23 protein-coding genes are annotated in these 24,828 nt (G+C 39.5%); 14 read left to right on the forward strand and 9 right to left on the reverse strand.

Going from position 1 to position 24,828, the window contains the following annotated elements:
• The coding region (locus BLR60_RS25095; RefSeq protein WP_208600656.1) for a hypothetical protein at positions 1-252 on the reverse strand (252 nt) is incomplete at its 3' end.
• Positions 253-452: 200 nt separating this feature from the next.
• On the opposite strand from BLR60_RS25095, the gene rlmF reads away from it, so the two are divergent.
• Complete coding sequence (rlmF, locus tag BLR60_RS16155; protein WP_090501659.1) at positions 453-1,421, forward strand: 23S rRNA (adenine(1618)-N(6))-methyltransferase RlmF; 969 nt, start codon at positions 453-455, stop codon at positions 1,419-1,421.
• Positions 1,422-1,794: 373 nt separating this feature from the next.
• On the opposite strand, the gene BLR60_RS16160 is transcribed toward rlmF, so the two are convergent.
• Positions 1,795-2,346 (reverse strand): VIT1/CCC1 transporter family protein, encoded by a 552-nt coding sequence (locus tag BLR60_RS16160; RefSeq protein WP_244155683.1) that lies wholly within the window; start codon positions 2,344-2,346, stop codon positions 1,795-1,797.
• A 68-nt stretch (positions 2,347-2,414) separates the two neighbouring features.
• Positions 2,415-2,837 (reverse strand): cupin domain-containing protein, encoded by a 423-nt coding sequence (locus tag BLR60_RS16165; RefSeq protein WP_090501661.1) that lies wholly within the window; start codon positions 2,835-2,837, stop codon positions 2,415-2,417.
• A gap of 1,148 nt (positions 2,838-3,985) precedes the next feature.
• Here BLR60_RS16165 and sucD point away from each other — a divergent pair.
• The 11 genes from sucD (at position 3,986) to fabG (ending at position 17,207) form a co-directional block, all read left to right on the forward strand.
• A complete protein-coding gene (gene sucD, locus BLR60_RS16170; protein ID WP_090501663.1) occupies positions 3,986-4,858 on the forward strand; it encodes a succinate--CoA ligase subunit alpha in 873 nt (290 codons plus the stop codon).
• A gap of 476 nt (positions 4,859-5,334) precedes the next feature.
• The gene (locus tag BLR60_RS16180) at positions 5,335-5,838 is read left to right on the forward strand and encodes a methionine-R-sulfoxide reductase (RefSeq protein ID WP_090501667.1); all 504 of its coding nucleotides are present in this window, start codon (positions 5,335-5,337) and stop codon (positions 5,836-5,838) included.
• A gap of 144 nt (positions 5,839-5,982) precedes the next feature.
• Positions 5,983-6,363 carry a septal ring lytic transglycosylase RlpA family protein gene (locus BLR60_RS16185; protein WP_090501669.1) on the forward strand — a complete coding sequence of 127 codons (381 nt, stop codon included), beginning with the start codon at positions 5,983-5,985 and terminating at the stop codon, positions 6,361-6,363.
• Positions 6,364-6,814: 451 nt separating this feature from the next.
• Positions 6,815-7,786, forward strand: a complete 972-nt coding sequence (locus BLR60_RS16190; protein WP_090501671.1) for a ribonucleoside-diphosphate reductase small subunit — start codon at positions 6,815-6,817, stop codon at positions 7,784-7,786.
• Between the two features lie 175 nt (positions 7,787-7,961).
• A complete protein-coding gene (locus BLR60_RS16195) occupies positions 7,962-10,346 on the forward strand; it encodes a ribonucleoside-diphosphate reductase subunit alpha (protein ID WP_090501673.1) in 2,385 nt (794 codons plus the stop codon).
• A gap of 197 nt (positions 10,347-10,543) precedes the next feature.
• The gene (locus BLR60_RS16200) at positions 10,544-10,765 is read left to right on the forward strand and encodes a cysteine-rich CWC family protein (protein ID WP_090501674.1); all 222 of its coding nucleotides are present in this window, start codon (positions 10,544-10,546) and stop codon (positions 10,763-10,765) included.
• 527 nt (positions 10,766-11,292) lie between these two features.
• Positions 11,293-13,260, forward strand: a complete 1,968-nt coding sequence (locus tag BLR60_RS16205; RefSeq protein WP_090501675.1) for an SPFH domain-containing protein — start codon at positions 11,293-11,295, stop codon at positions 13,258-13,260.
• A gap of 418 nt (positions 13,261-13,678) precedes the next feature.
• A complete protein-coding gene (locus BLR60_RS16210; RefSeq protein ID WP_090501677.1) occupies positions 13,679-14,554 on the forward strand; it encodes a carbon-nitrogen hydrolase in 876 nt (291 codons plus the stop codon).
• A 147-nt stretch (positions 14,555-14,701) separates the two neighbouring features.
• Positions 14,702-15,055, forward strand: coding sequence for a four helix bundle protein (locus BLR60_RS16215; protein WP_090501679.1), 354 nt, complete (start codon positions 14,702-14,704; stop codon positions 15,053-15,055).
• Between the two features lie 233 nt (positions 15,056-15,288).
• Positions 15,289-16,365 carry an agmatine deiminase family protein gene (locus BLR60_RS16220; protein WP_090501681.1) on the forward strand — a complete coding sequence of 359 codons (1,077 nt, stop codon included), beginning with the start codon at positions 15,289-15,291 and terminating at the stop codon, positions 16,363-16,365.
• 98 nt (positions 16,366-16,463) lie between these two features.
• Positions 16,464-17,207: a 3-oxoacyl-[acyl-carrier-protein] reductase gene (gene fabG, locus BLR60_RS16225; protein WP_090501683.1), complete on the forward strand. Its 744-nt coding sequence runs from the start codon at positions 16,464-16,466 to the stop codon at positions 17,205-17,207.
• A 145-nt stretch (positions 17,208-17,352) separates the two neighbouring features.
• Here fabG and BLR60_RS16230 read toward each other — a convergent pair whose 3' ends face one another.
• A complete protein-coding gene (locus BLR60_RS16230; protein ID WP_090501685.1) occupies positions 17,353-18,087 on the reverse strand; it encodes a L,D-transpeptidase family protein in 735 nt (244 codons plus the stop codon).
• 250 nt (positions 18,088-18,337) lie between these two features.
• On the opposite strand from BLR60_RS16230, the gene BLR60_RS16235 reads away from it, so the two are divergent.
• Positions 18,338-20,422 carry a hypothetical protein gene (locus tag BLR60_RS16235; protein ID WP_090501686.1) on the forward strand — a complete coding sequence of 695 codons (2,085 nt, stop codon included), beginning with the start codon at positions 18,338-18,340 and terminating at the stop codon, positions 20,420-20,422.
• A 150-nt stretch (positions 20,423-20,572) separates the two neighbouring features.
• A complete protein-coding gene (locus BLR60_RS16240; protein ID WP_090501688.1) occupies positions 20,573-21,121 on the forward strand; it encodes an REP-associated tyrosine transposase in 549 nt (182 codons plus the stop codon).
• A gap of 182 nt (positions 21,122-21,303) precedes the next feature.
• Here the strand turns inward: BLR60_RS16240 and BLR60_RS16245 are convergent, their stop codons facing one another.
• The 5 genes from BLR60_RS16245 to BLR60_RS24910 all read right to left on the reverse strand — a co-directional run bounded on the left by BLR60_RS16245 (position 21,304) and on the right by BLR60_RS24910 (position 24,504).
• On the reverse strand, positions 21,304-21,918 hold the full coding sequence (locus BLR60_RS16245) for a trimeric intracellular cation channel family protein (protein ID WP_090501690.1): 615 nt from the start codon (positions 21,916-21,918) through the stop codon (positions 21,304-21,306).
• A 99-nt stretch (positions 21,919-22,017) separates the two neighbouring features.
• Positions 22,018-22,317, reverse strand: coding sequence for an FtsB family cell division protein (locus BLR60_RS16250; protein WP_025145767.1), 300 nt, complete (start codon positions 22,315-22,317; stop codon positions 22,018-22,020).
• Between the two features lie 217 nt (positions 22,318-22,534).
• Positions 22,535-23,830 (reverse strand): phosphopyruvate hydratase, encoded by a 1,296-nt coding sequence (gene eno / locus BLR60_RS16255; protein ID WP_090501692.1) that lies wholly within the window; start codon positions 23,828-23,830, stop codon positions 22,535-22,537.
• Positions 23,831-23,965: 135 nt separating this feature from the next.
• The gene (locus BLR60_RS24905) at positions 23,966-24,136 is read right to left on the reverse strand and encodes a hypothetical protein (protein ID WP_167354765.1); all 171 of its coding nucleotides are present in this window, start codon (positions 24,134-24,136) and stop codon (positions 23,966-23,968) included.
• Between the two features lie 224 nt (positions 24,137-24,360).
• A complete protein-coding gene (locus tag BLR60_RS24910) occupies positions 24,361-24,504 on the reverse strand; it encodes a hypothetical protein (protein WP_167354766.1) in 144 nt (47 codons plus the stop codon).
• Positions 24,505-24,828: the final 324 nt, after the last annotated feature.

Below are 24,828 nucleotides of genomic sequence, written 5' to 3' on the forward strand. Positions count from 1 at the left end.
ATGTATTTTTGCCCATGTTGTATTTAGGTGTGGTAACTCAAATATAACAGCACAAAGGGTAGCTTTTATCGCTACCCTTTTTTTATAAGCAAAAATATTTTCTCCGGACAACAGTGAATTTATTTCAGCATCTTTCCTGCAAAATAGACCCTGAAATGAATTCAGGGTGACGACTATAGGGTTAATATCAACTAAAAACTCCGAACTCCCAACTAAAAATTCCCAACTCCAGGCTAATTCGATTGTTTTCAAACCTTCCAGCCTTTAACTTTCCCACCCTCAACCTTTTTATTTATTTATTGAAACAAATTCGACATCTATCGGATCAATGTGGTAATCGCTTTATTTCTGTACTTGATAACTCCCAACTAAAAACTCAGAACTCCAAACTATTTAAACTATCTTTGCAGCAGAAACAGGCAACACAGCTTGTTTAGTTAATTCATAGCACATTGGCTCAAGAAGAACAAAATAACCGCAAAGAAAAGAGCGAGTTACACCCACGCAACAAACACCGTTCGCGTTACAATTTCAAACAACTTACCGCAACTTCAAAAGAATTGAAACGTTTCGTTTTTAAAAACGAACATAACGACGATTCTATCGATTTTGCCGATCAAAATGCCGTAAAAGCGCTGAATAGGGCTTTATTAAAATATTTTTACAATATCCAGCAATGGGATATTCCTCAGGATTTTCTTTGTCCGCCTATTCCGGGCCGGGCAGATTATATCCACTATGTTGCCGATCTGTTGGGATCGAGCAACAAAGGTAAAAATCCAAAAGGACCTAAAATTAATGTGCTTGACATTGGCGTAGGCGCTAACTGCATTTACCCGATTATCGGCCATCAGGAATACGGATGGAATTTTGTGGGCTCGGAGATTGATCCACTTTCGGTTGAATCGGCGAAGCGCATTATCGAAGCCAACAAACCATTGCAGGGTGCGATAGAAATCCGTCAGCAATCATCTAAAATGGGTATTTTTAGGGGAATTGTAGGCAGAACAGAACGTTTTGATGCCGTTGTTTGTAACCCACCGTTCCATTCTTCCTTAAAAGAAGCTGAACAGGGTACCCGCCAAAAATGGCGCAACCTGGGCGGAAATGAAAAAGAAGTAAAACACGTACTGAACTTTGGTGGGAATAAGGCAGAACTTTGGTGCCCTGGAGGCGAACGTGCCTTTGTGGAGCAGATGATTATCCAGAGTGCCCAAATTAAAAACCAGGTGTTATGGTTCAGTTCACTCGTTTCAAAAAGCGCAAACCTTAAAAGTATTTATAACGCTTTGGTTAAAACAAATGCTTTTGAAGTACGTACTGTTATCATGAGTCAGGGCCAGAAAATAAGCCGCTTTGTGGCCTGGACTTTCCAGGATGAAAAAGCGCAGGAGGAATGGGTAAAAGGATGGAAAGCGTAAGTTGGGAGTTCCTAGTCTGGAGTTTTCAGTTTTGGATACATAATTCAATCAGATCATATGATAATGCCGGGTGGATATCATTCATTCGACATTATTGTTTATGGTTTTTTCCGTTTTAACATTGTAATTTAGATCAACCTTATTCTCTTTCAGTTAGTCGGGCTTTGCAATTCCGATTTGAACGTTTAGATTATAAATTAACTGCCAACTGAAAATTGTAAACTGCCAACTGAAAACTAACCCGTCTTAGCGCCAAAAATATATCCGGCCAAAGCAGTCACCACCATGGCCACGGTTCCCCAGAAGCAGATTCTAATTACGGCTTTAATTACATTTGAACCTCCGGCCCTTGCTGCAATCGTACCAGATAAAGTTAAAATACAATGGCGAAACCATATTGATAAAACACCATCGATTTAATGGGCGCAAAAAAAGCAACCAGAAATGGTAAAATACCACCGGTAATAAAAGATGCTCCAGATGCAAGCGCTGCCTGAAGCGGTTTTGGCTGGGTAATTTCGTTAATGCCAAGTTCATCTCTGGCGTGCGCGGCCAAAGCATCTTTCTCTGTAAGCTGTATCGCCACCTGCATGGCTAAATCTTCATCCAACCCTTGGGTCACATATATTTTCGCAAGCTCTTTAAGTTCTACCTCTGGCATAGTTTCGAGTTCCATTTTCTCCCGTTCCAGATCTGCTTTCTCAATGTCGGACTGAGAGCTTACCGAAACGTATTCGCCAGCGGCCATTGATAATGAACCTGCCACCAAACCAGCCAGGGCTGCCAGTAGGATAGGGTTTCTCGTATCGCTCGCAGCTGCTATACCAATAACCAAACTCGTTGTAGAAATAATGCCATCGTTTGCACCCAGTACGGCAGCTCTTAACCAGCCCGTTCTATTGGTGTAATGCTTTTCCAGTTCCATTTTTGGTGATGTGTTTTTCTTTTGGTCAGGGCTGAGCGGGGTCGATGCCCCTTATCCTCCGAATATCATTATTTCTTTTCATAAACAATCAAAATGGTTAGGTCATTGCTTGCATCTGGCGAAATGCCATGCGAACTGCCTGGTCGGGTTAAAATCGCATCGCCAGGTTTAACAGCAAACGTTTTCCCATTCATTTGCATAGTTCCTTTTCCGCTGATCACATAATAAATTTCATCCTCTTTTTGCAGGTGGTAACCGATTGATGAGCCCGGTTTCAAAATCCTTTTCCTAAAGGCTGTTTTCAGGTTTTTAGCTTGGGCAAAGAAATTAAAACCGATGGTTTTGCCTCCACCATTGTGCGTGCCTGGCTCTTCTTTGGCTACTTCAGCATCGTTTTGCAAAAAGTATTTACTGGTATCGGCAGTTTGTGCTTTGGCCGCGATTGAAATAAAAAATATGAAAAATAGTAAGGTTAGTGCTCTGCTGCTCATTTGGCTCGTTTTATATCAATATTGGCTTTTAAGCTTTGGTCTTTCTGCTTTAGCCTTTAAAGGTAAATTTAAGCGTTTCACCCGGATGTTGCCAAAAGCGTCTGAACTTTGTTACTAAACTACTGCCCGTTGCAGGCGGGCGATCTTAGTGATTCCTCGGGCTCCTGCACCTACCGTGGACATTTTGTTTTAAGAATAGGTTAGGCATTTTGCTAACCAACTTTAATAAAGCACGGATTTTAACTAAGGACGCTGTCGATCCCAAGAGCCAGGGAAATCAAAAAACAGTTGCAGTTTAGGTAAATTAGCACTCAACAAACCTGAACCGCAGTGGTTTTGTGTTCATAACAACAAGAATTGCGAAAAACTACCATGCCGCCGCGGCATAGAACGGTGAAAAAAATATTAATTATTTGTCCATACGGTAGGATTTTCAATGGAATTCATCTGAAGAACGGAGCTGAAGTTTACCAAAAGCGTTGGACTACTCATTTCCTGATTTCCTTACCAGTGTTTTTGATTAGGAAACGGACGTTTTGTGGTTCTTGGCCCTCACAGCCCTGCCATCCACTATAGCTCCGATAGAAGAAATCGGAGGCTGCCGTTGCTGTCAGGTTTATTACCGAGGGCTTGCTTAGGGCATGTTGCCAAAAAGCACCTAGCCTTTGTTACTAAACCCCTGCCTGCAGCAGGCAGGCGATCTTAGTGGGATGCTCCCGATTTAAGCACTGTTTTTTGTTTTTTATTGGTGTGCTTGCTTGTTTTTACAGGTTTCATCGGAGCAGGAACGGGAGCGGGGCTGAAGCCCTCCAAAAGACGGGACTGCTCATTTCCTAATTAAAAGAAACAATATTTTTTGTAAATGATCGATTTGTGGTTCTTCGTCTCTAGCCTTGCCACACAGCGTAACTCCTATAGAAGAAATCGGGTGCTACCGTTGTTGTTAATAACCAGGTGTAACTGCCGATAGCATTTTTTTATACCACTAAGACAATCGTTGATTTGCTTTAGGCTTTTAGCTTTAATCTTTCCCCTTTCGGCTTAAAACCATTTCCTTACATTTTCCTGAAAAAACGGACTAAATAATATGGTTTTAGATTTGAATTACAGTTCAATAATATTAGCTTTGCACAAAAAAATATTGATACATGAGCGTTTTAGTAAATAAAGATTCTAAGGTTATCGTTCAGGGTTTTACCGGAAACGAAGGAACTTACCACGCTGAGCAGATGCTGGCCTATGGTACAAACGTAGTTGGTGGTGTAACACCTGGCAAAGGTGGGCAATTACATTTAGAAAAGCCTGTTTTTAATACTGTTAAAGATGCCGTTGATCAAACGGGTGCAAATGTATCTATCATTTTTGTGCCACCGGCTTTTGCTGCTGATGCCATTATGGAAGCTGCCGAAGGTGGTATTAAAGTTATTGTTTGTATTACTGAAGGTATCCCTACAAAGGATATGATTCAGGTTAAAGAATATATTGCTGATCGTGATGTGACGCTTATCGGCCCTAACTGTCCGGGTGTAATTACTGCTGACGAAGCTAAAATTGGTATCATGCCAGGCTTTATCTTCAAAAAAGGTCATGTAGGTGTGGTTTCTAAATCAGGAACTTTAACTTATGAAGCGGTAGACCAGGTGGTTAAAGCTGGTTTAGGTATTACGACTGCAATTGGTATTGGTGGCGATCCTATTATCGGAACACCGACCGTAGAAGCAGTTAAATTATTAATGAACGATCCTGAAACACACGGTATCATTATGATTGGTGAAATTGGTGGTGGAATGGAAGCTGAAGCTGCCCGTTGGATCAAAGAACACGGTACTAAACCTGTTGTTGGTTTTATCGCTGGTCAAACTGCGCCTCCGGGACGTAGAATGGGTCACGCCGGTGCTATTGTTGGCGGTGCTGATGATACTGCAGCTGCAAAAATGAAAATCATGCGCGAGTGTGGTATCCGTGTAGTAGAAAGTCCAGCTGAAATCGGTGCTGCAATGGCAGAAGAATTAGCAAAATAAGATTTTTAAAATTTACATAAAGAAAAGCGTTTCGATTAAGTTCGGAGCGCTTTTTTGTTTAACCGCAAAGAAGGCAAAGAGCAGGCGCAAAGTGCGCAAAGTTTGTTTGTCCTGATTAACCAACGAGTATACAGAGAATGGCACAGAGAAGAACGAGGCTTTAGTAGATCTCATTTTTTTACCGTAAAACTGGTTTTGATCACCAAATCGCAAATAATACAAAGTTGGACTTTATTGTTTTTTCATTTCGTCATTCCTGCGCAGGCAGGAACCACAAAGTGCTCAGCGAAGCTAATCTTAATGCCTTTGGTTAAACTTAGTTTCGGGTTAAAACCACTTCATTTTGTTTCCCTTTCCTTTAGGGGAGGGATAGCACAAAAAGATAATACGCATCAAACTTTGTCAGGGTGAAGTAAACAGTAATTAATTCTCTCAAACCAGCAAACCAAAGCAAAATCTATAGCGTATATTGAGATATGAAAACGATGTTAAATAAACTATTTTTGCTTTCCGCTGTTGTTTTAATTACAGGGCTTTCAGCCTGTGCGCAAAAGCAGGATAAGAAAGAAACAAAACAAGCAACGGAAGCAGCACAAATTATACCCAAGAAAAAGATGAACTGGAATCCATTAACTCCTGAAGAAGAAAGAGTAATTGTAAATAAAGGTACTGAATATCCTGGTACCGGTAAATATGAGCATACCACTGATAAAGGGACTTACACCTGTAAACGTTGTAATGCGTCACTCTATCGTTCAGAAAGTAAGTTCGATGCCCAATGTGGCTGGCCTGCTTTTGACGATGAAATTAAAGGTGCGGTAAAACGTATTCCCGATGCCGATGGCTCACGTACAGAAATTGTTTGCGCCAACTGTGGTGCACACTTAGGCCACGTATTTTTGGGTGAAGGATTTACCAATAAAGACACTCGTCATTGTGTAAATTCAATCTCCATGAACTTCGTGCCAGATAAAAAATAAGGTGGATGTAGATGGGTTAGGTAGAGGCGTAAGGCGATAAGCTTTACGCCTTTTTTAATGCACAAAAATGGACTGTTTTTCCACAAATTATTGATTATAAACTAAATGCTTATATTTGCAGACTCGATAAAGAAAATTTAGCCTATGAAGTATCTGCTGTTATTAAGTTTTTGTTTCCTGTTTTTACAAGGTAAAGCACAAAAGTCTGATTCATCAAATGAACCAGATAGTATCAAAAAAACAGTTCTCGCGACTTATTATCACAGAAAATTCGAAGGTCACCGAACCACGAGCGGCGCTAAATACCGCTATAAAAAACTAACAGCTGCCCATCGTACCCTGCCATTCGGCACCATGGTTAAAGTAACCAATCCGGATAACGGAAAATCAGTAATCGTAAAGGTGAATGATCGTGGCCCTTTCTCTAAAAGATTGGCTATAGACTTGTCTGAGCGTGCTGCAAAACAGATCGGTATCTACCGCAAAGGCGTAGGCAGAGTAAGTCTCAGCTATACAGTTGAATAATACGCTTTTTAGCTTCATTTAAAGCTCAAAATACTCCTAAAATTTAAGTTATTAACACTCATTTTGGTTTGCTAAAGCCTTGAAAAGAAACGATTAGCTTTTTTTTCGCTTGAAAATGATATTGGGCTGATCGTTTTTCCCCAGCAATTGGCTTGGGTGTTAACAACTTTGGTTCACTAAAAAGGCCCGCCGTGTATATATTTGTTACAACAAAGTTCTTTAACTTCTTGCGTTTGGAAACAAATATAAAAGCTTAGTTTTTAGTTAATTACAGGTAGATCTCTCAGATTATCATTCTAAATTTTCGCAACTAAAAACTCAGTTGTTTGCCAGCAATAGGGTTAGCACTTTCACAGCAGCGTTTTGATCAAGACATTACAATCATCATATATAAAATTGGTGGATGCGTGTCGTTGTCGGCTTTGTTAAAATAGAATTAAAATATCAGCGTATGGAACAGGAATTATTACTACAAGAAAACAAAGATAGATTTGTGCTTTTGCCGATTAAATATCCGGCAATCTGGGAAATGTATAAAAAGACCGAAGCTAGTTTTTGGACTGCAGAAGAGATAGATCTTTCTGACGACCAGAAACACTGGGATAATTTAAATGATGGCGAAAGACATTTTATTTCGCACATCCTTGCTTTCTTTTCTGCTAGTGATGGCATTGTGAACGAAAACCTTGCTGTAAACTTCATGAGTGAGGTTCAATTGCCAGAAGCACGTTGTTTTTATGGTTTCCAGATTATGATGGAAAACATCCACGCTGAAACCTACGCCCTGTTAATTGATACTTATATTAAAGATCCGGAAGAGAAAGACCGTTTGTTCCATGCTATTGATACCGTACCAGCGGTAAAGAGAAAAGCAGAATGGGCTTTAAGGTGGATTGAAAACGGAACTTTTGCAGAGCGTTTAGTGGCTTTTGCTGCGGTTGAAGGTATTTTCTTCAGCGGTAGTTTCTGCTCTATTTTCTGGTTAAAGAAACGCGGTTTGATGCCTGGATTAACTTTCAGCAATGAGTTAATCTCGAGAGACGAAGGTTCACACTGCGAATTTGCCTGCTTGTTGTACAGCATGTTAAGTAATAAACTAAGTGAAGAACAGGTTCATGGCATCATCAGCGATGCGGTTGAAATCGAAAAAGAATTTATTACAGATGCATTGCCGGTTGCTTTAATCGGCATGAATGCAAAATTGATGAGCCAATACATCGAGTTTGTGGCCGATAGATGGTTACAGGAATTAGGTTACAAAAAAATATACAATGCAACCAATCCTTTCGATTTTATGGAAATGATCTCGTTGCAGGGTAAAACCAATTTCTTCGAGAAACGTGTAGGCGACTATCAGAAAAGTGGTGTATTAACCGCTGCCGATAATAACAAACAGGCGTTTTCTTTAGATGAAGACTTCTAAGGTGGAAGGTTAGAAGGTTGAGGGTGGAAGGTTAATCTTGATGCCATATACTTAAATCTTGATACTTTTTAGCAGCTACTTGAATACCAATTAATAAATAACAAATATAAAGTGATCATTAAGTCTTGATACTTAATACTCGCTACTAAATATTAACTAAAAAATCTCATAAAATATGTTCGTACTAAAAAGAGATGGCCGGAAAGAACCGGTGCAATTTGACAAAATCACAGCACGTATTCAAAAACTTTGCTATGGTTTAAATTCAGATCTTGTGGATCCGATTGACGTTGCCAAAAAGGTAATCGAAGGTTTATACGATGGGGTAACCACGTCTGAGCTGGATAACCTTGCTGCAGAAACAGCTGCCTCGTTAACCACCAAACACCCTGATTATGCTTTGTTGGCCTCGCGTATTGCGGTTTCCAACTTACATAAAAATACCACTAAGTCATTCTCGGGTACGATGAAAATGTTGTACGAATATTTCGATCCGAAAGCGCAGAAAGATGCTCCTCTTATCGCTGATGATGTTTATGAGATTATAGAAAAAAACAAGGATATTTTAGATAGTTCGATCATTTATGACCGCGATTTCGGCTTCGATTATTTCGGTTTTAAAACTTTAGAAAAATCGTACCTGTTAAAAGTTAATGGTCAGATTGTAGAGCGCCCTCAACATTTGTTTATGCGCGTTTCTGTTGGTATCCACAAAGAAGATATCGAAAGTGCCATTAAAACCTATAACTTAATGAGCGAGCGTTGGTTTACACATGCTACGCCAACTTTGTTCAATGCTGCTACACCAAAACCTCAAATGTCGTCATGTTTCTTATTAACCATGCAAGATGATAGCATTGAAGGTATTTACGATACTTTAAAGCAAACAGCTAAAATTTCGCAAAGTGCTGGTGGTATTGGTTTAAGCATCCACAACATCCGCGCCACCGGATCTTACATTGGTGGAACCAATGGTACAAGTAACGGTATTATCCCAATGTTACGCGTATTTAACGATACTGCCCGTTATGTAGATCAGGGTGGGGGTAAACGTAAAGGTGCTTTTGCCATTTATTTAGAGCCTTGGCATGCCGATGTTTTCGAATTCTTAGATCTTCGTAAAAACCACGGTAAAGAAGAAATGCGTGCACGTGATTTGTTCTATGCCCTTTGGATCAACGATTTGTTTATGCAACGTGTTAAAGATAATGGCGACTGGACCTTATTCTGCCCGCACGAAGCACCAGGTTTAGCAGATTGTTTCGGTAAGGAATTCGAAGATTTATATACCAAATATGAAGCTGAAAACCGTGGCCGTAAAACCATTAAAGCGCAGGAACTTTGGTTTGCTATCTTAGATTCGCAAATTGAAACCGGTACACCTTATATGTTGTTTAAAGATGCAGCGAACAGCAAATCTAACCAGCAGAATTTAGGTACCATCAAAAGTTCTAACCTGTGTACCGAAATTATCGAATATACCTCTAAAGATGAAGTTGCGGTTTGTAACTTAGCTTCACTGGCATTGCCTCGTTTCGTTATTAACGGTGCTTTCGATCACCAAAAATTATACGATGTAACTTATCAGGCTACGTTAAACCTAAATAAGATCATCGACCACAACTATTATCCTGTACAGGAAGCAGAAAACTCTAACATGCGCCATCGTCCGGTTGGTTTAGGTGTGCAGGGTTTGGCTGATGCCTTTATCTTAATGCGTTTACCTTTCGAAAGTGATGAGGCTAAACGGTTAAATAAAGACATTTTCGAAACGATTTATTTTGCTTCAATGACCGCTTCACATGATTTAGCTGTGAAAAACGGTCCTTACCAAACTTTTAAAGGTTCACCGTTATCGAAAGGTAAATTCCAGTTCGATTTATGGAATGTAACACCAGATAGCGGCCGTTGGGATTGGGATGCATTACGTAAAAAGGTAGTTAAAGATGGTGTGTACAACTCATTATTGGTTGCACCGATGCCAACTGCATCTACTTCGCAGATTTTAGGTAACAATGAGTGTTTTGAACCATATACGTCAAATATTTACACCCGTCGTGTATTAAGTGGAGAGTTTGTGGTAGTAAATAAACACTTATTGAAAGATTTAGTAGCTTTAGGTTTATGGAACAACGATATGAAAAATCAGATCATATTGGCTAACGGTTCAATCCAGGCTATTGATTCTATTCCAGATTACATTAAAGAATTGTATAAAACGGTTTGGGAGATTAAAATGCGTAATATCATCGATATGGCTGCTGACCGTGGTGCCTATATCTGCCAGTCGCAATCGTTAAACTTGTTCGTAAATGCACCAAATACATCAAAATTAACTTCAATGCACTTTTATGCATGGGAGAAAGGTTTAAAAACCGGCATGTATTACCTGCGTACACAAGCTGCTTCTCAAGCGGTTAAATTTACTGTAGAGAACCAGGGTGGAAAAGCAATTGAAGCGGTTATTCCTGCTCAAATCCCACAAGATCAGGTGGCAGAAGAAATCGTTGACGGACCAGTTTGTTCAATGGAAGAAGGCTGTATTAGCTGTTCTGGATAAACTCCCAACCCTTAAAAGGGGTTTTAAGAGTGGCCGTCATGCTGAATTTATTTCAGCATCTGTACAACATAGGTCCTGAAACAAGTTCAGGATGACGAATCTAATAATATCGTAAGGTTTTGGGCAAATGCTCAAAACCTTATTTTTTGTTTATATTTTTGTATTACAATAAGGTTTACCTTAAACCTTTACATCTTATGCCTTATACCTCAACTCATAGCAAACACGAAATCATTCCTTGCGAAAGATGCGGAACCGCTATAGAGTGCAAGGCAAATTCATATACCAAATGTCAGTGTAGCGTAGTGCAACTTAGCATTAACGAAGTGCAATACATATCCGAACTGTACGATGGCTGCCTCTGCGCTAAATGCCTGTTCGAACTGCAACAGGAATACAGAGAAGAAATAGGCGTATAAGATTTTCCAAAGTCATACGGCCTAAGTTACTTTGTCTGTGTTGCCCAGATCAAAACCTGTCTTTTTTATTGATTGATGAAATATGGCATTCGTGCAATCTGGTTTAGTTAACGTGGTTTCTGCTCTTTTTAGGAAATACATTTATCTCAGGTCACTTGTATTTAAATAAATCACTAAAATTGATTTATTGATGTATCCTAATTCGGACAGTTGTATAGGTCCAAAAAAGGACATATTTTTCTGATTAATTGTAATATATAAAATTAAAATTTCTATAGGTATTACTGAAGACCTAAAAGGTTAGTTTTTAGCCTTTATAAGCGTTCAGCTAGGGTATTCTCCAAAATGTCATCTGCAGATGATATTTTGCTCTCAATCGATCCTGAGTCGTTTTTAAGGCTTTAAAATCAATAAAAAATAGTTTGAAAATAAGGGCTGAAAATGGTAACAAAGCACGCCGTTTGATATCTAGATCGTGCTTGATAAATGGTTTATCAGGTTAAAAAAAAAGAAAAAATTATAACATTATGGAAGCGCTCATTTCTAATTACTGGTGGGTTTTAGTGGCACTGTTGTGCATCATTTTATACAAATATATTTTACGTTTCTTATTCGGGATGGTCATTGTACCCGAAGACAGGATCGGATTAATTACTAAAAAATTTGTCCTCCTGGGTTCCGATCGGGAACTGCCCGACGGGCGTATTATTGCCATTAGGGGCGAAGCAGGTTTTCAGGGCAAAACCTTGGCGCCTGGGTTGTATTTCGGAATGTGGTTTTGGCAGTATAGTGTTACTATGGAACAGTTTACCATTATTCCTGAAGGAAAAATTGGGTTGATTATGGCTAAAGATGGTTCAGAAATCCCAACAGGGAATATCCTGGGGCAAAAAGTAGAGTCTGATAATTTTCAGGATGCAGTGAAGTTCCTCGAAAATGGTGGTCAGCGGGGTAGGCAAACGGCTTATATTACTTCCGGTTCATACCGGATTAATACCATGCTTTTTCAGGTTTCGGTTACCGATATGATCCGGATTCAGGAGAGCATGGTAGGGATTGTAACTACGCTGGATGGTTTACCGATCGAAGCCAACCAGATTGCAGGTAAACTGGTAGAAGGCCACAATAATTTCCAGGATTTTGATGCCTTTATAAAACATGGTGGTAACCGGGGTTTACAGCCACAGGTAATTCTGGCTGGTTCATACAATTTAAATCCATGGGCTATCCAGTTAGAAGAAATACCCATGACCGAAATTGCCATCGGTTACGTAGGCGTGGTGATTTCGTTTATTGGTAAAGAAGGTGATGATTTAACCGGTGTTGATTTCAAACATGGTAATATTGTGGCCAGAGGATCCAAAGGTGTTTGGCTGGAGCCACTTGGTCCGGGTAAGTACCCAATTAACAAATACATTATGAAGGTAGAACTGGTACCTACAACCAATTTGGTGCTCAACTGGGCTTCGGCACGTAGCGAAGCGCATAACCTGGATAAAAACCTGTCCACCATTACTGTTCGTTCTAAAGATGGTTTCCCGTTCAACCTGGATGTGGCGCAGATTATCCACGTGCCTACAACCGAAGCACCAAAAGTAATTGCCCGTTTTGGCAATATGGTGAATCTGGTTTCGCAGGTTTTAGAACCTACCATTGGTAACTATTTCCGTAACTCCGCACAGGGCAGTGATGTGATTGCCTTCTTAAGCACCCGAAAAGAACGCCAGGAATCGGCTAAAGAACACATCCGTAAAGTGCTTGATGAATATAACGTAAATGCGGTTGATACCCTGATCGGTGACATTGTTCCACCAGAATCGTTAATGAAAACCCTAACGGACCGTAAAATTGCGGAAGAGCAAAAGGTGACTTACGAAACCCAAAAACAGGCACAGGAAACCCGTCAGGGGATGGAAAAAGAAACCGCGATTGCCGATATGCAAAAAGATATTGTGAAAGCGCAACAAAGTGTAGAGATTGCCGAACGTACCGCAAGTGCAACCGTGAAAAAATCGGAAGGTGATGCGGCCGGAGTAAAACTCGCAGTAGGAGCAGAGGCTGAGGCCACAAAAATGAGGGCACATGCTGAAGCTGAAGCCACCAAAGCAAGGGCACAAGCCGATTCGGAAGCGATTAAATTAAGGGCATCGGCAGAGGCCGAACAGATTTCGTTAACCGGTAGTGCCGAAGCAGGTAAAATTTTAGCGGTAGGTAAATCAACCGCCGAAGCTTACGAACTTGCCGTTAAAGCTTTAGGTGGTGAAAACTTTACCCGTTATAAAATTACAGAAGAGTTATCGAAAGGTAATGTGAAACTGATTCCTGATGTATTAATTGGTGGCAACGGCGGTAATCATGGAGGATCAGCTATGGATGGCTTATTAGGCTTGAAGCTGATGGAATTAATGGACCCTCATGCACGTAAAGAAGTCGTAGCCGTAGCGGAGATTGTAGAAACAAAACCGAAACCTAAAAAGGATAATATTAATCCATAATTTAGTTTAATCAGATTGGAAAGCCTCGATGGAAATCGGGGCTTTTTCTTTTTATTAGTTAATGATCCTGGTTCGTGCTTTGTCGGTTGGTGGGTTAACGTTAATAATTGCAATAAACATGCTATCTAAACGGGATAGAAATGGCAGCCTCCGATTTAAGCACTTATCTTTGTTGTTTTATAGCGTGCTTGGTTTTTTCACAGGTTTCATCGGAGCTATAATGGATAGCCCGACTGACAAACGTTTGAAATGTTGCTTTTGCTTTTCCTAAAAATAGAAAACAATTACATAATTATGCCGTTCTACTTTTAAACAAAATAGTAACTTTGCAACCTAATTTTGAATGAATGAATTTTGAATGATTAAATGATATACAAATCACTCATTTTATCATTCTATCATCCAATAATTTTAAAAAATGAAGAAAGTAAATGTTGGCTTGGTGCAGATGAGCTGTACTAAAGATAAACAAGAAAATTTAGATAAAGCGATCGCGAAAGTAAGAGAAGCAGCTGCAAAAGGTGCGCAGATTGTATGTTTGCAGGAGCTTTTTACTTCCCTGTATTTCTGCGATGTTGAAGATTACGACAATTTCGATTTAGCTGAAGCTATTCCTGGTCCTTCTACGGATGCTTTGCAGGTGGTGGCTAAAGAATTGGGTGTGGTAATTATTGCTTCTTTGTTTGAAAAACGTGCTGAAGGTTTGTACCACAATACCACAGCTGTTTTAGATGCAGACGGTTCTTATTTAGGTAAATACCGTAAAATGCATATTCCTGATGATCCCGCTTTCTACGAAAAATTCTATTTTACCCCAGGCGATCTAGGTTACAAGGTCTTCGAAACCAAATTTGCAAAGATCGGTATCCTGATCTGTTGGGATCAATGGTATCCTGAAGCTTCTCGTATTACGGCCTTAATGGGTGCTGATATCATGTTCTATCCAACAGCAATAGGATGGGCAACAGACCAGGACGAAGAGACTAACCAAGACCAATACAATGCTTGGCAAACGATTCAGCGCTCGCATTCGGTAGCCAATGGCGTTCCGGTGGTGAGTGTAAACCGTGTTGGTTTTGAACAGGATGGTGCAATGAAATTTTGGGGTGGCAGTTTTGCTACAAATGCTCAGGGTAAATTACTTTATCTGGCATCCCATGATCAGGAAGAAACTGAAGTGGTAGAATTGGATCTGGATCAAAGCGATTTTATGCGTAAACACTGGCCATTTTTAAGAGATAGAAGAATTGACTCTTACCAGCCGATTACGAAAAGATATATTGATGGGGATTAAGTAGGTCGGAGGTCAGGAGACCGAAGTCTGAAGTCCAGGCGTGTAAATTCAAATGACAAAGGTTTGGATTGAATTTTAAGAAGTTGTAATTTGTATATATAAATTATATCAGAAATACTTGATTTTCGAACTTTAACTTTTGAAAAAATGGCATTTAAATTTGAGAAACTTAAAGTCTGGCAAAAAGCTTTAGACCTTGCAGATGAGATAGATAAAATGACAAAATTTTTCCCAAAAGAAGAGGTTTATGTGCTAACATCGCAAGCGAAACGGGCAGCAGATTCCATTTCTATGAACATAGCAGAAGGGAGCACAGGACAAAGCAATCCAGAATTTAAAAAGTTTCTGGGTTATGCGTTAAGATCAGATATAGAGGTGGTCAATTGTTTACACTTAGCTCTCAGGAGAGGATATATTACTGAAGAAATCTTTCGAAAACATTATCAGGCATGTGAAGAAGTTTTGATCATGATTTCGGCCTTAATCAAATCGCTAAATTGAATGAATCTGCGTTCAAAAAATCGGAATAGCATATATTCGGACTTTATTAACACTAATTCACCCGACCTCGGACATCCGACTTTCGGACTTTATTAACACTAAATCACCGGACTTCGGACATCCGACTTTCGGACTTTACTAACACTAAATCACCGTATCTCGGACATCCGACTTTCGGACTTTATTAACACTAAATCACCGGACTTCGGACATCCGACTTCGGACTAAAAAATATGTCAAACTTTCCGCCAAGAAAAGATTTAAATATCAATCAATTCGATTATTCGCCGAAGCAGCAAGGTTATGCTTTCCCCGCTGAATGGGCTAAACATGAGGCTACCTGGTTAAGTTGGCCGCACAAAGAAGCCAGTTGGCCGGGTAAGATCGAAACGATTTATGAGCCTTACTGTCAGTTTATTAAAGCTGTTGCCGAAGGTGAAAAGGTACGGATTAATGTAAAAGACGAAGAAATGAAAACTTTTGCCATTGCCGAACTTCAAAAAGTAGCTGCCGATTTAACGCAGATTGAATTTTATTTCAACGAAACTAATGATGCCTGGTGCCGTGATCATGGACCGGCATTTGTGGTTAAAGGGAACGAAAAAGCAGTGATAGATTGGGGTTACAATGCCTGGGGCGGTAAATATCCACCGTTTGACCTGGATGATGTTGTGCCTACCAAAATTGCGAAACATTTTAATTTACCATTGTTCAATCCCGATATTGTAATGGAAGGTGGTTCAGTAGAATTTAATGGCGCCGGAACGGTTTTAACCACTACAGCCTGTTTGTTAAACGAGAACCGCAATCCACATTTAACAAAAGAACAGATTGAGCAATATTTACTCGAATATTACGGACAGGACCAAGTGTTATGGTTGGGCGATGGAATTGTAGGTGATGATACCGATGGTCACATTGATGATATTACCCGTTTTGTAAATGAGGATACTGTTTTAACGGTTGTAGAAAGTAATCCTATGGATGAAAATTATATCTTGTTACAAGAGAATCTTGAGATATTAAAAGCTATGAAGCTGAAAGATGGTCGCTCGTTAAATATTGTAGAACTGCCGATGCCATCACCAGTAATTTACGATGATACACGTTTGCCTGCATCTTATGCGAATTTTTACATTGCCAATGCAGCGGTAATTGTTCCGGTTTTTGATGATGTAAACGACCAAAAAGCTTTAGATATTATCCAGGGCTGTTTCCCTGATCGCAAAGTGATCGGAATTAATTCAGTCGATATTATTTGGGGATTGGGCAGTTTTCATTGTTTAAGTCAGCAGGAACCAGCGGTTTAAGTTTTCAGTTAACAGTTGGTAGTTTGCATTCAAACTATAAAAATAAATAACACGTTCGGTCTTCGACAGGCTCAGACTGACAAACAATAAGATAACAAATGAAATTACTAGAAGGAAAAACAGCATTAATTACCGGCGCATCAAAAGGAATCGGTCGTAAAATAGCGGAGAAATTTGCCGAGCAGGGCGCTAACGTAGCTTTTACCTATTTATCATCAGTAGAAAAAGGCGAAGCTTTAGAGCAGGAATTACAAAGCTTTGGTACCAAAGTTAAAGGTTATCGTTCTGATGCTTCGAAATTTGCTGAAGCAGAACAGTTGATTAATGATATCGTAGCTGAGTTTGGTGCTATTGATATTGTGGTAAATAATGCCGGTATTACCAAAGATGGTTTATTGATGCGTATGAGCGAGGAAAACTGGGATGATGTAATCAATGTCAACTTAAAATCGATCTTTAACGTAACCAAAGCAGCTTCTAAAATAATGATGAAAGCCCGTAAAGGTGTTTTTATCAATATGGGTTCCATTGTAGGTACTACAGGTAATGCTGGTCAGGCCAATTATGCAGCTTCTAAAGCAGGTATCATCGGTTTTACCAAATCAATCGCGAAAGAATTGGGTTCGAGAAATATTCGCGCCAATGTGGTTGCACCAGGGTTCATCCGTACCGAAATGACAGATATTCTTGATCCGAAAGTAGTTGAAGGCTGGGAAAAAGATATTCCATTAAAACGCGCCGGCGAAACGGAAGATATTGCCAATGTATGCGTGTTTTTAGCTTCTGATATGAGCGCTTACGTAACCGGACAAACATTGTCTGTTTGCGGCGGGATGCTCTAGGGAGGTTTAAGGCAGAAGGCTTAAGGTAGGAGGTTTCTTTCAACAAGCTATAGAATATTAAAGGCGTAAGGTGGGGCTAACCCTAAACCTTACGCCTTTTAGCTTTTACCTTGTTTGCAATTTTTCAACCTTTTAACTTTCCAACCTATTTCACAACATATTTTCCTTTTACCTCACTAACGTTCGGTTGCGTTTTATTCTTCTCAAAGGATAAATATGCGGCTTGTAAAGATTTCCAGAAATTTGCCTGCGCAGGGAATCGAGCAACGTATTTTTTCATATTCCCATCGGTCATTTTGAAAGGATAAATGTTAACGGGAATCCTTTCCTGGCCTGTATTCCTGGCTTCAACACCCAAAACATAGACTTCTTTAATTTTTTCGTCCGTTAAAGGAATACAACCTACGGTTACACAATTGCCATGGATGTAAATATCACTTCCGGGTTTTCTATTTTTTCCGGTTCGGGCATAATCTATCGTGTTGGGATAATTTACACCAAGCGATAAATGAAAATTGCTCATGGGGTTGAAAACATTGATGTAATAAAAACCTTCCGGTGTTTGTCCATCGCCTTCCATTACTTTTGGCCCTAATTTACCTGAATGTGCACAAAAATCGTAAGTACGGAACAATTTATAGCTTTTATCACTATTAGACTTTAGCCAAACTTCCAACTTACCTTCACTCTTGTAAGCGTTAATTACCATTGAAAATTGGTTGCCAAAGCCGTCAGCCTGGATAAATTTCCGCAATGTTTCCCACTTTTCGCTGTAAGCTTTTTCTACTCTTTCAAATTTGATTTGAGTGGCTTTGAAATTATTTTGGGCATTGACCATAAAGCTTAGAAATAGCAGTAGCGTTAAAAAGACTAATTTCATAAAGATCAATTTGGTTTAAAGATAGGTAATTAACCACAGAGCGTATAGCGTTCTCTTTTTTACCACAAAGGTCACAGAGAAAAGACGCGAAGCACACAGAGTCGGGTGCTTAAAAAGGTTTAGATACTCCATGATCCTCAGTGTAAAACTCAGCGCACTCGGTGGTTAAACGAATGGTGTTTTAGCTTAGCATAATTCTTTATGATTAACAACCTTGAAAATTTCATCAAAATTACCATCTTTATGAATTATGGCTGGTTTTTTTTCGGGTGTTTCTATTTTGTCTTTTCTGAGTTGCCTGGCGTTGGGTATGCTGTATGGCTGGTTGCTTTATCGTGGTAATAAAAATTTAGATAAAAAACTTCAATATGGTTTAGCTGCACTGCGGATTGTAGTGGTTACCACCATCGCATGGCTCTTATTTGCACCACTTATTAAAACCTTAAATTATACTTTTGATAAGCCTGTAATTATCATCGGACAGGATAATTCGCTATCAGTTGGCCAGGTAAAAGCAGCTGGTTTCGACCAAAAACGATACGAACAAAACCTTGAAAAATTACGGGATAAACTCGCAGGCAAATACGAGGTAAAAGTGCTTCATTTTGGAGATCAGGTTGCTGACGGTTTCGACTTTAAAAATCAGGGAAAATCAACAGATGCCTCGGCATTTTTTCAGAAAATTAGAGATGAATATACCAACCGCAATGTTGGAGCAATCGTTTTAGCTACCGACGGGATTTTTAATCATGGCGGCAACCCCTTATATAGTGTCAATCAGATTAATGCGCCAATTTATGCCATTGCCCTAGGTGATAGTATTCCCAAACGCGATGTGCTGATCTCGAATGTGAATTACAATAATATTGTATACCTGGATGATGATTTTACGGTCGAAGTTCAGGTCCAGGCCTTTCAAAGCGATGGTGAAAGTACTTCGTTAACGGTCAGCCAAAATGGTACGAAGATCGAACAGCAACATGTATCAATTAATGGAAGCACGTTCAATAAAACGATCCCGGTTAAGCTCCATGCGGGTAAAATAGGTGTTCAGAAATATACCATTCAATTGGCGGCTTTACAAAATGAAATTACGACCAGAAATAATGTTCAAACCTTTTATGTAGAAGTTATTGATGGCAGACAGAAAGTATTGCTCGCTGCTGCTGCACCCCATCCCGATCTGGGCGTTTTAAAGGAGGCTATTTCGCTTAATAAACATTACGAAGCTAAACTTGCCCTTGCTGATGATTTAAACGCGACAGATCCGTCTAAATTCGATTTAATTGTTTTGTATCAGTTGCCCGACGTGCAGAATATCTCTTCAGTCTTTTTAAAGAAATTAACCGCATTAAAGAAACCGGTCTGGTACATTTTGGGGGCGCAGAGCAATGTAAATGCTTTTAATCAGATCCAAAATCAAGTTAATTTGAGTTCTGCCAATGGTTCTGTTCAGGAAATATATGCCGATTTTGCCAATGGTTTTACCAGTTTTAACCTGACCGATACTGATAAAAAGCAAGTTTTATCTTTCGATCCCTTGCTTAGTCCTTTTGGCAGGTTAACGGTGAATGCCGGAGCAACTCCGGTGTTTAATCAACGCATTGGTAAAGTGAGTACGCAGCAACCATTGCTGTTTTTTGTAAACGAAAACGGCTTAAAAACTGGTTATTTAATGGGAGAGGGGTTATGGCGATGGAAACTTTCGGAGGCTGAAAATGAAGCGCCACAATCTGTTTTAAACGATTTGATTTCAAAAACCGTACAATACCTTTCGGTTAAAGATGATAAACGCAGGTTTAAAGTGTTTACAGCTAAAGCGGGCTATGACGAAAATGAAAGCATCCAGTTTAATGCAACACTTTATAACGACAGTTATCAGGCAGTTAATGAACCTGAGGTGAATCTGCAGGTTAAAAATGAAGCTGGAAAAGTGTTTAACTACATCTTCTCTAAAACTGAAAATGGCTATCAGTTAGATGCCGGAACAATGCCTGCAGGTAATTATTCGTATGTAGCCAATACCGAATTAGGAGGAAAGAAATTTACTGCTTCAGGAAGTTTTTATGTAAATGCGCTCATTGCAGAATATCAGCAAACAACAGCCAATCATCAACTTTTAAACACCATGTCTAAACAAAGTAATGGTAAGTTATTTATGCCCGAAAACCTGCTTAAAATAGCGGATGAAATCCTGAAAAACGAAAACATCAAAACCATCAGCTATGAAGACCGCAAATACGATGAGCTGATTAATATGAAATGGTTGTTTGGCTTAATTATGATCTTGCTTGGGACAGAGTGGTTTTTAAGGAAAAGAAACGGGGAGCTTTAAGTTGGGAGTTGGGAATGGTGATTTTTGTGTGCAGTCAGATGTTACCATCTGACTCAGTACTAATTATTTTGGAATGAATACATAAAATTATTATATTCAAATCACTTCGAAAACCTTAGGAGGTAATACTTAACACCGAAAACAATTGTTATGGGATTAAGAAACAGAAATTCATTTCGGGAGAAAAAATGTTTTTTTGTTACAACAAGCTGCTATAAGCATATAAAGGTACTTGAAGATGATTTTTGTAAATTAATAGTTGCTAATAGTCTGAATTTCGTTGCAGTTAAATATAAAATTTCAATTCTTGGTTATGTGATTATGCCCAATCACCTTCACGCTTTATTTTACTTCAATGAGGAAAATAAATTATCTGAAACGATGCGTGATCTTAAAAAGTTTTGTGCATTTGAAGTACGTAAATATCTTGAAGCTACCGGAAACTTCTTAATCAATTACATCAGAGTTGAGCATGGGAAGCAAGTATTTAAGGTTTGGAACGATAGATTTGATGATGTTTGGATCGGTAATAGAGAGCTTCTAGAAATTAAATTGGAATATATTCATCAAAATCCTTTGCAATCTCACTGGAGTTTAAGTGAGTACCCTGAAGATTACAATTATAGCAGTACTGCGTTTTATCTTGGTATTAAAAATGATTTTATTAAATTAACTGATTATAGGGATATTTTTGATTGATAGTTTTGAGCAGTAGATGTGCAATTAGCTGTTACCATCTGACTGATAGATATCTTCTTGTGAATAATTAAAGGTGTTTAACTTTGATAGTGTCAGATGGTAACATCTGACACCACGGAAAAAGGAATAGGGAGCTTTAAGTTTGGAAGCTCAGAACTCCGAACTGAAAACTCCCAACTAAGTTAGTGCCATTCATCCCGGTAAACAAACTTTGGCATATGCCATTCGAAACGGATGGAAAGCAGTCTCAATGTTAGGCCTATTATGGCAGCCAGAACCGTTGCAAGCATTTCGGAACCGTGAAAATGTTCAATCCCGATATAAACCGCGCCCGTAACTATCGCAGCACTGGCATAAATTTCTTTTCTAAAAAGAAATGGTACCTCATTGCACAATACATCACGGAGTACGCCACCTGCACAACCGGTAATCATTCCGCTAAAAAGTACAATTAAATAAGGCAAATGCATCTGTTGGCCTACCTGACAACCAATAATGGTAAATACCACTAAACCCAGCGCATCAAGATAAAGAAAAAGCTTTTTGAGCTTGGTCATGATGGAGGCGATAAATGCAGCCAATAAGGCGGCTACCGCGGTAATCACTAAATATTCTGGATGTTCTACCCAACTCATGGGGTAATGGCCAAATAATACATTTCTAACCGTTCCACCACCTAAGGCTGTAACCCAGGCAATGATGCAAACACCAACCCAATCCATATCTCTTCTGCCGGCAGAGAGTGCGGCGGTCATGGCCTCAGCTGTTATGGCAATAATGTAGAGGATGTGGAGCATTCTAGTGTTTAACGGTTTGAACTGGTTAACTGTTCGGCAAATTCTTTAATAGTTGAACTGCCAACCGAATACTGCCAACTGAATACTGCCAACTGAAGACTAATCTTTCTTTTCTTCCTGAATGATCACAAAAACATCTTCATTGTCTTTTTTCATGAAATATTTTTCGCGGGCAAATTTTTCAGCGGTATTCAGATTGGTATTCAGCTCGTTTAAATCTTTTTTAACCTGAGCGGTTTCTTTCTCGAAATATTCTTTCTCTTCCTGCAGTTTATTGGCCTGACTGCGGTATTCGTATTGCGACATCATATCGTTTTTGTCGAAAAATAGCATCCACATCGCAAAAGCGACCGTTGCGAGGAAATATTTATTGCGGAAAAGATCTATTAAACGTTTCATAGTTCGAGATATGATTATTGAGATATGTGATTTGGGATATTCACATAACGCTGCACAAATATAGTATTAAAATAAAAACATCCGAAGATTTAAAATCTCCGGATGTTTCGCAACTCAATTTTTCAACTTGTTAACAAATTGGATTGTCATGTTGACCGCATCGAAACACCTATCGAAAAGTTCTTCAACAAGCTCAGAATGACACTCATCATAAGGATTATTTTTTCGCGTATTTGAATTTCGAACCGATGAAACGTGCATTTTCACCCAATTCTTCTTCAATACGTAATAATTGATTGTATTTTGCAATCCTGTCTGAACGTGATGCAGAACCGGTTTTAATCTGTCCGCAGTTTAATGCTACAGCTAAATCGGCAATCGTAACATCTTCAGTTTCGCCAGAACGGTGACTCATTACCGAAGTATAACCACTGTTTTGCGCTAAAGTAACGGCATTAATGGTTTCAGTTAACGAACCAATCTGATTTACTTTTACTAAGATCGAGTTAGCTGTATCTTCGTCTATACCACGTTGTAAACGCGTAACATTAGTTACAAATAAATCATCACCAACCAATTGAACATGGTCACCAATTTTATCGGTTAAGCTTTTCCAGCCAGTCCAGTCGTTTTCGTCCATACCATCTTCAATAGAAATGATCGGATATTTAGCTGATAAATCTGCTAAGTACTGTGCCTGCTCTTCGCTGGAACGAATTACACCGGTAGCACCTTCAAATTTGGTATAATCATATTTACCATCTTTGTAAAACTCAGATGAAGCACAATCTAAAGCCAAACAGATCTGTGAACCTGGTTGGTAACCAGCAGTTTCAATCGCTTTTAATACGGTTTCGATTGCATCTTCAGTACCATCAAAAGTTGGTGCAAAACCACCTTCATCACCTACCGCAGTAGATAAACCTCTATCATGAAGAATTTTTTTCAAGCTATGGAAAACTTCAGTTCCCCAACGTAAAGCCTCAGAGAAAGAAGGCGCACCAACTGGCATAATCATAAACTCCTGGAATGCGATAGGGGCATCAGAGTGAGAACCGCCGTTGATGATGTTCATCATTGGGATAGGTAAAGTATTTGCATTAACACCGCCAATGTAACGGTATAACGGCTGGCCAATTTCGTCAGCAGCAGCTTTTGCAACAGCCAAAGAAACACCTAAAATAGCATTAGCGCCTAAGTTACCTTTGTTTTCGGTACCATCAAGTTCTAACATAAGTTTGTCAATTGCGTTTTGTTCAAAAACATCAATACCTCTTAATGCATCAGCAATTTTGGTATTTACATTTTCTACTGCTTTTAAAACGCCTTTTCCTAAATATGTAGATTTATCTCCATCGCGTAATTCAACAGCTTCATATTGTCCGGTAGATGCACCACTTGGTACTGCAGCACGGCCAAATGCACCTGCCTCTGTTACTACTTCTACTTCTACTGTTGGATTTCCTCTTGAATCGAGGATTTGTCTCGCATGGACATTAACTATTATGCTCATTTTTATTTTAATTTTTTATTGATTTCTTAACCTGCTTAGTGTACAAAGTACAATTACTAAGCCCAACATCAAAGTTAGTATAATTTTTAAATAAATAAAGCGTTTTGGGGCTTAATGTTACGATAGTTGTTTGAGTTAATAGATGGTTAATTTTAAGTTAATATCGATCGCTAAACTCATGATCTGATCAGGATGGACCATCATACTTTTTTGAAAAGCAATTGCAGTATTACTTGGGCTGGGGTTGGCCCCGCTTTCCATTACAAGTCCTCTCCCGATGAAAAATCGGGATTGCGGGCTTTTCATTGCAATCGGGTTTAAATTACTTAGGTTAGGTAATTTAAAGGGACCATGTCTGAAGATGCCGTGATCTCGACTGGAACGCAGTGGAATGGAGAGATCTATCCAGGCAGATTTAGCTCGCTGAACAATCGTGGTTCCCGGCTGCGTTGCACTCCGCTCGAAATGACGACATCGTGGGGTTAGTTTCATCTATCGGCCGGTGTCTCACCGACCGAAATAGAATATTCTTATTTTTTAGCTTCAGCGAAAAGTTCTGAATTCAGGCGTACATATTCATCAACCTTTTGAGCTTTCGCGGCATCAATGCCTTGCTGCGCTGAACTGCTGCACTTGCTTTGTCGCCCATTTTTAATTGGATACGGCCTTTCCATAACTTAAAATCGGGTTTAAATTACTTAGGTTAGGTAATTAAAGGGACCATGTCTGCGGATGCCGTCATCTCGACTGGAACGCAGTGGAATGGAGAGATCTATCCAGGCAGATTTAGCTCGCTGAACAATCGTGGTTCCCGGCTGCGTTGCACTCCGCTCGAAATGACGACATCGTGGGGTTAGTTTCATCTATCGGCCGGTGTCTCACCGCCCGAAATAGAATATTCTTATTTTTTAGCTTCAGCCAAAAGTTCTGAATTCAGGCGTACATATTCATCAACCTTTTGAGCTTTCGCGGCATCAATGCCTTGCTGCGCTGTAACT

This window comes from Pedobacter terrae (assembly GCF_900100705.1).
Taxonomy (GTDB): Bacteria; Bacteroidota; Bacteroidia; order Sphingobacteriales; family Sphingobacteriaceae; genus Pedobacter; species Pedobacter terrae.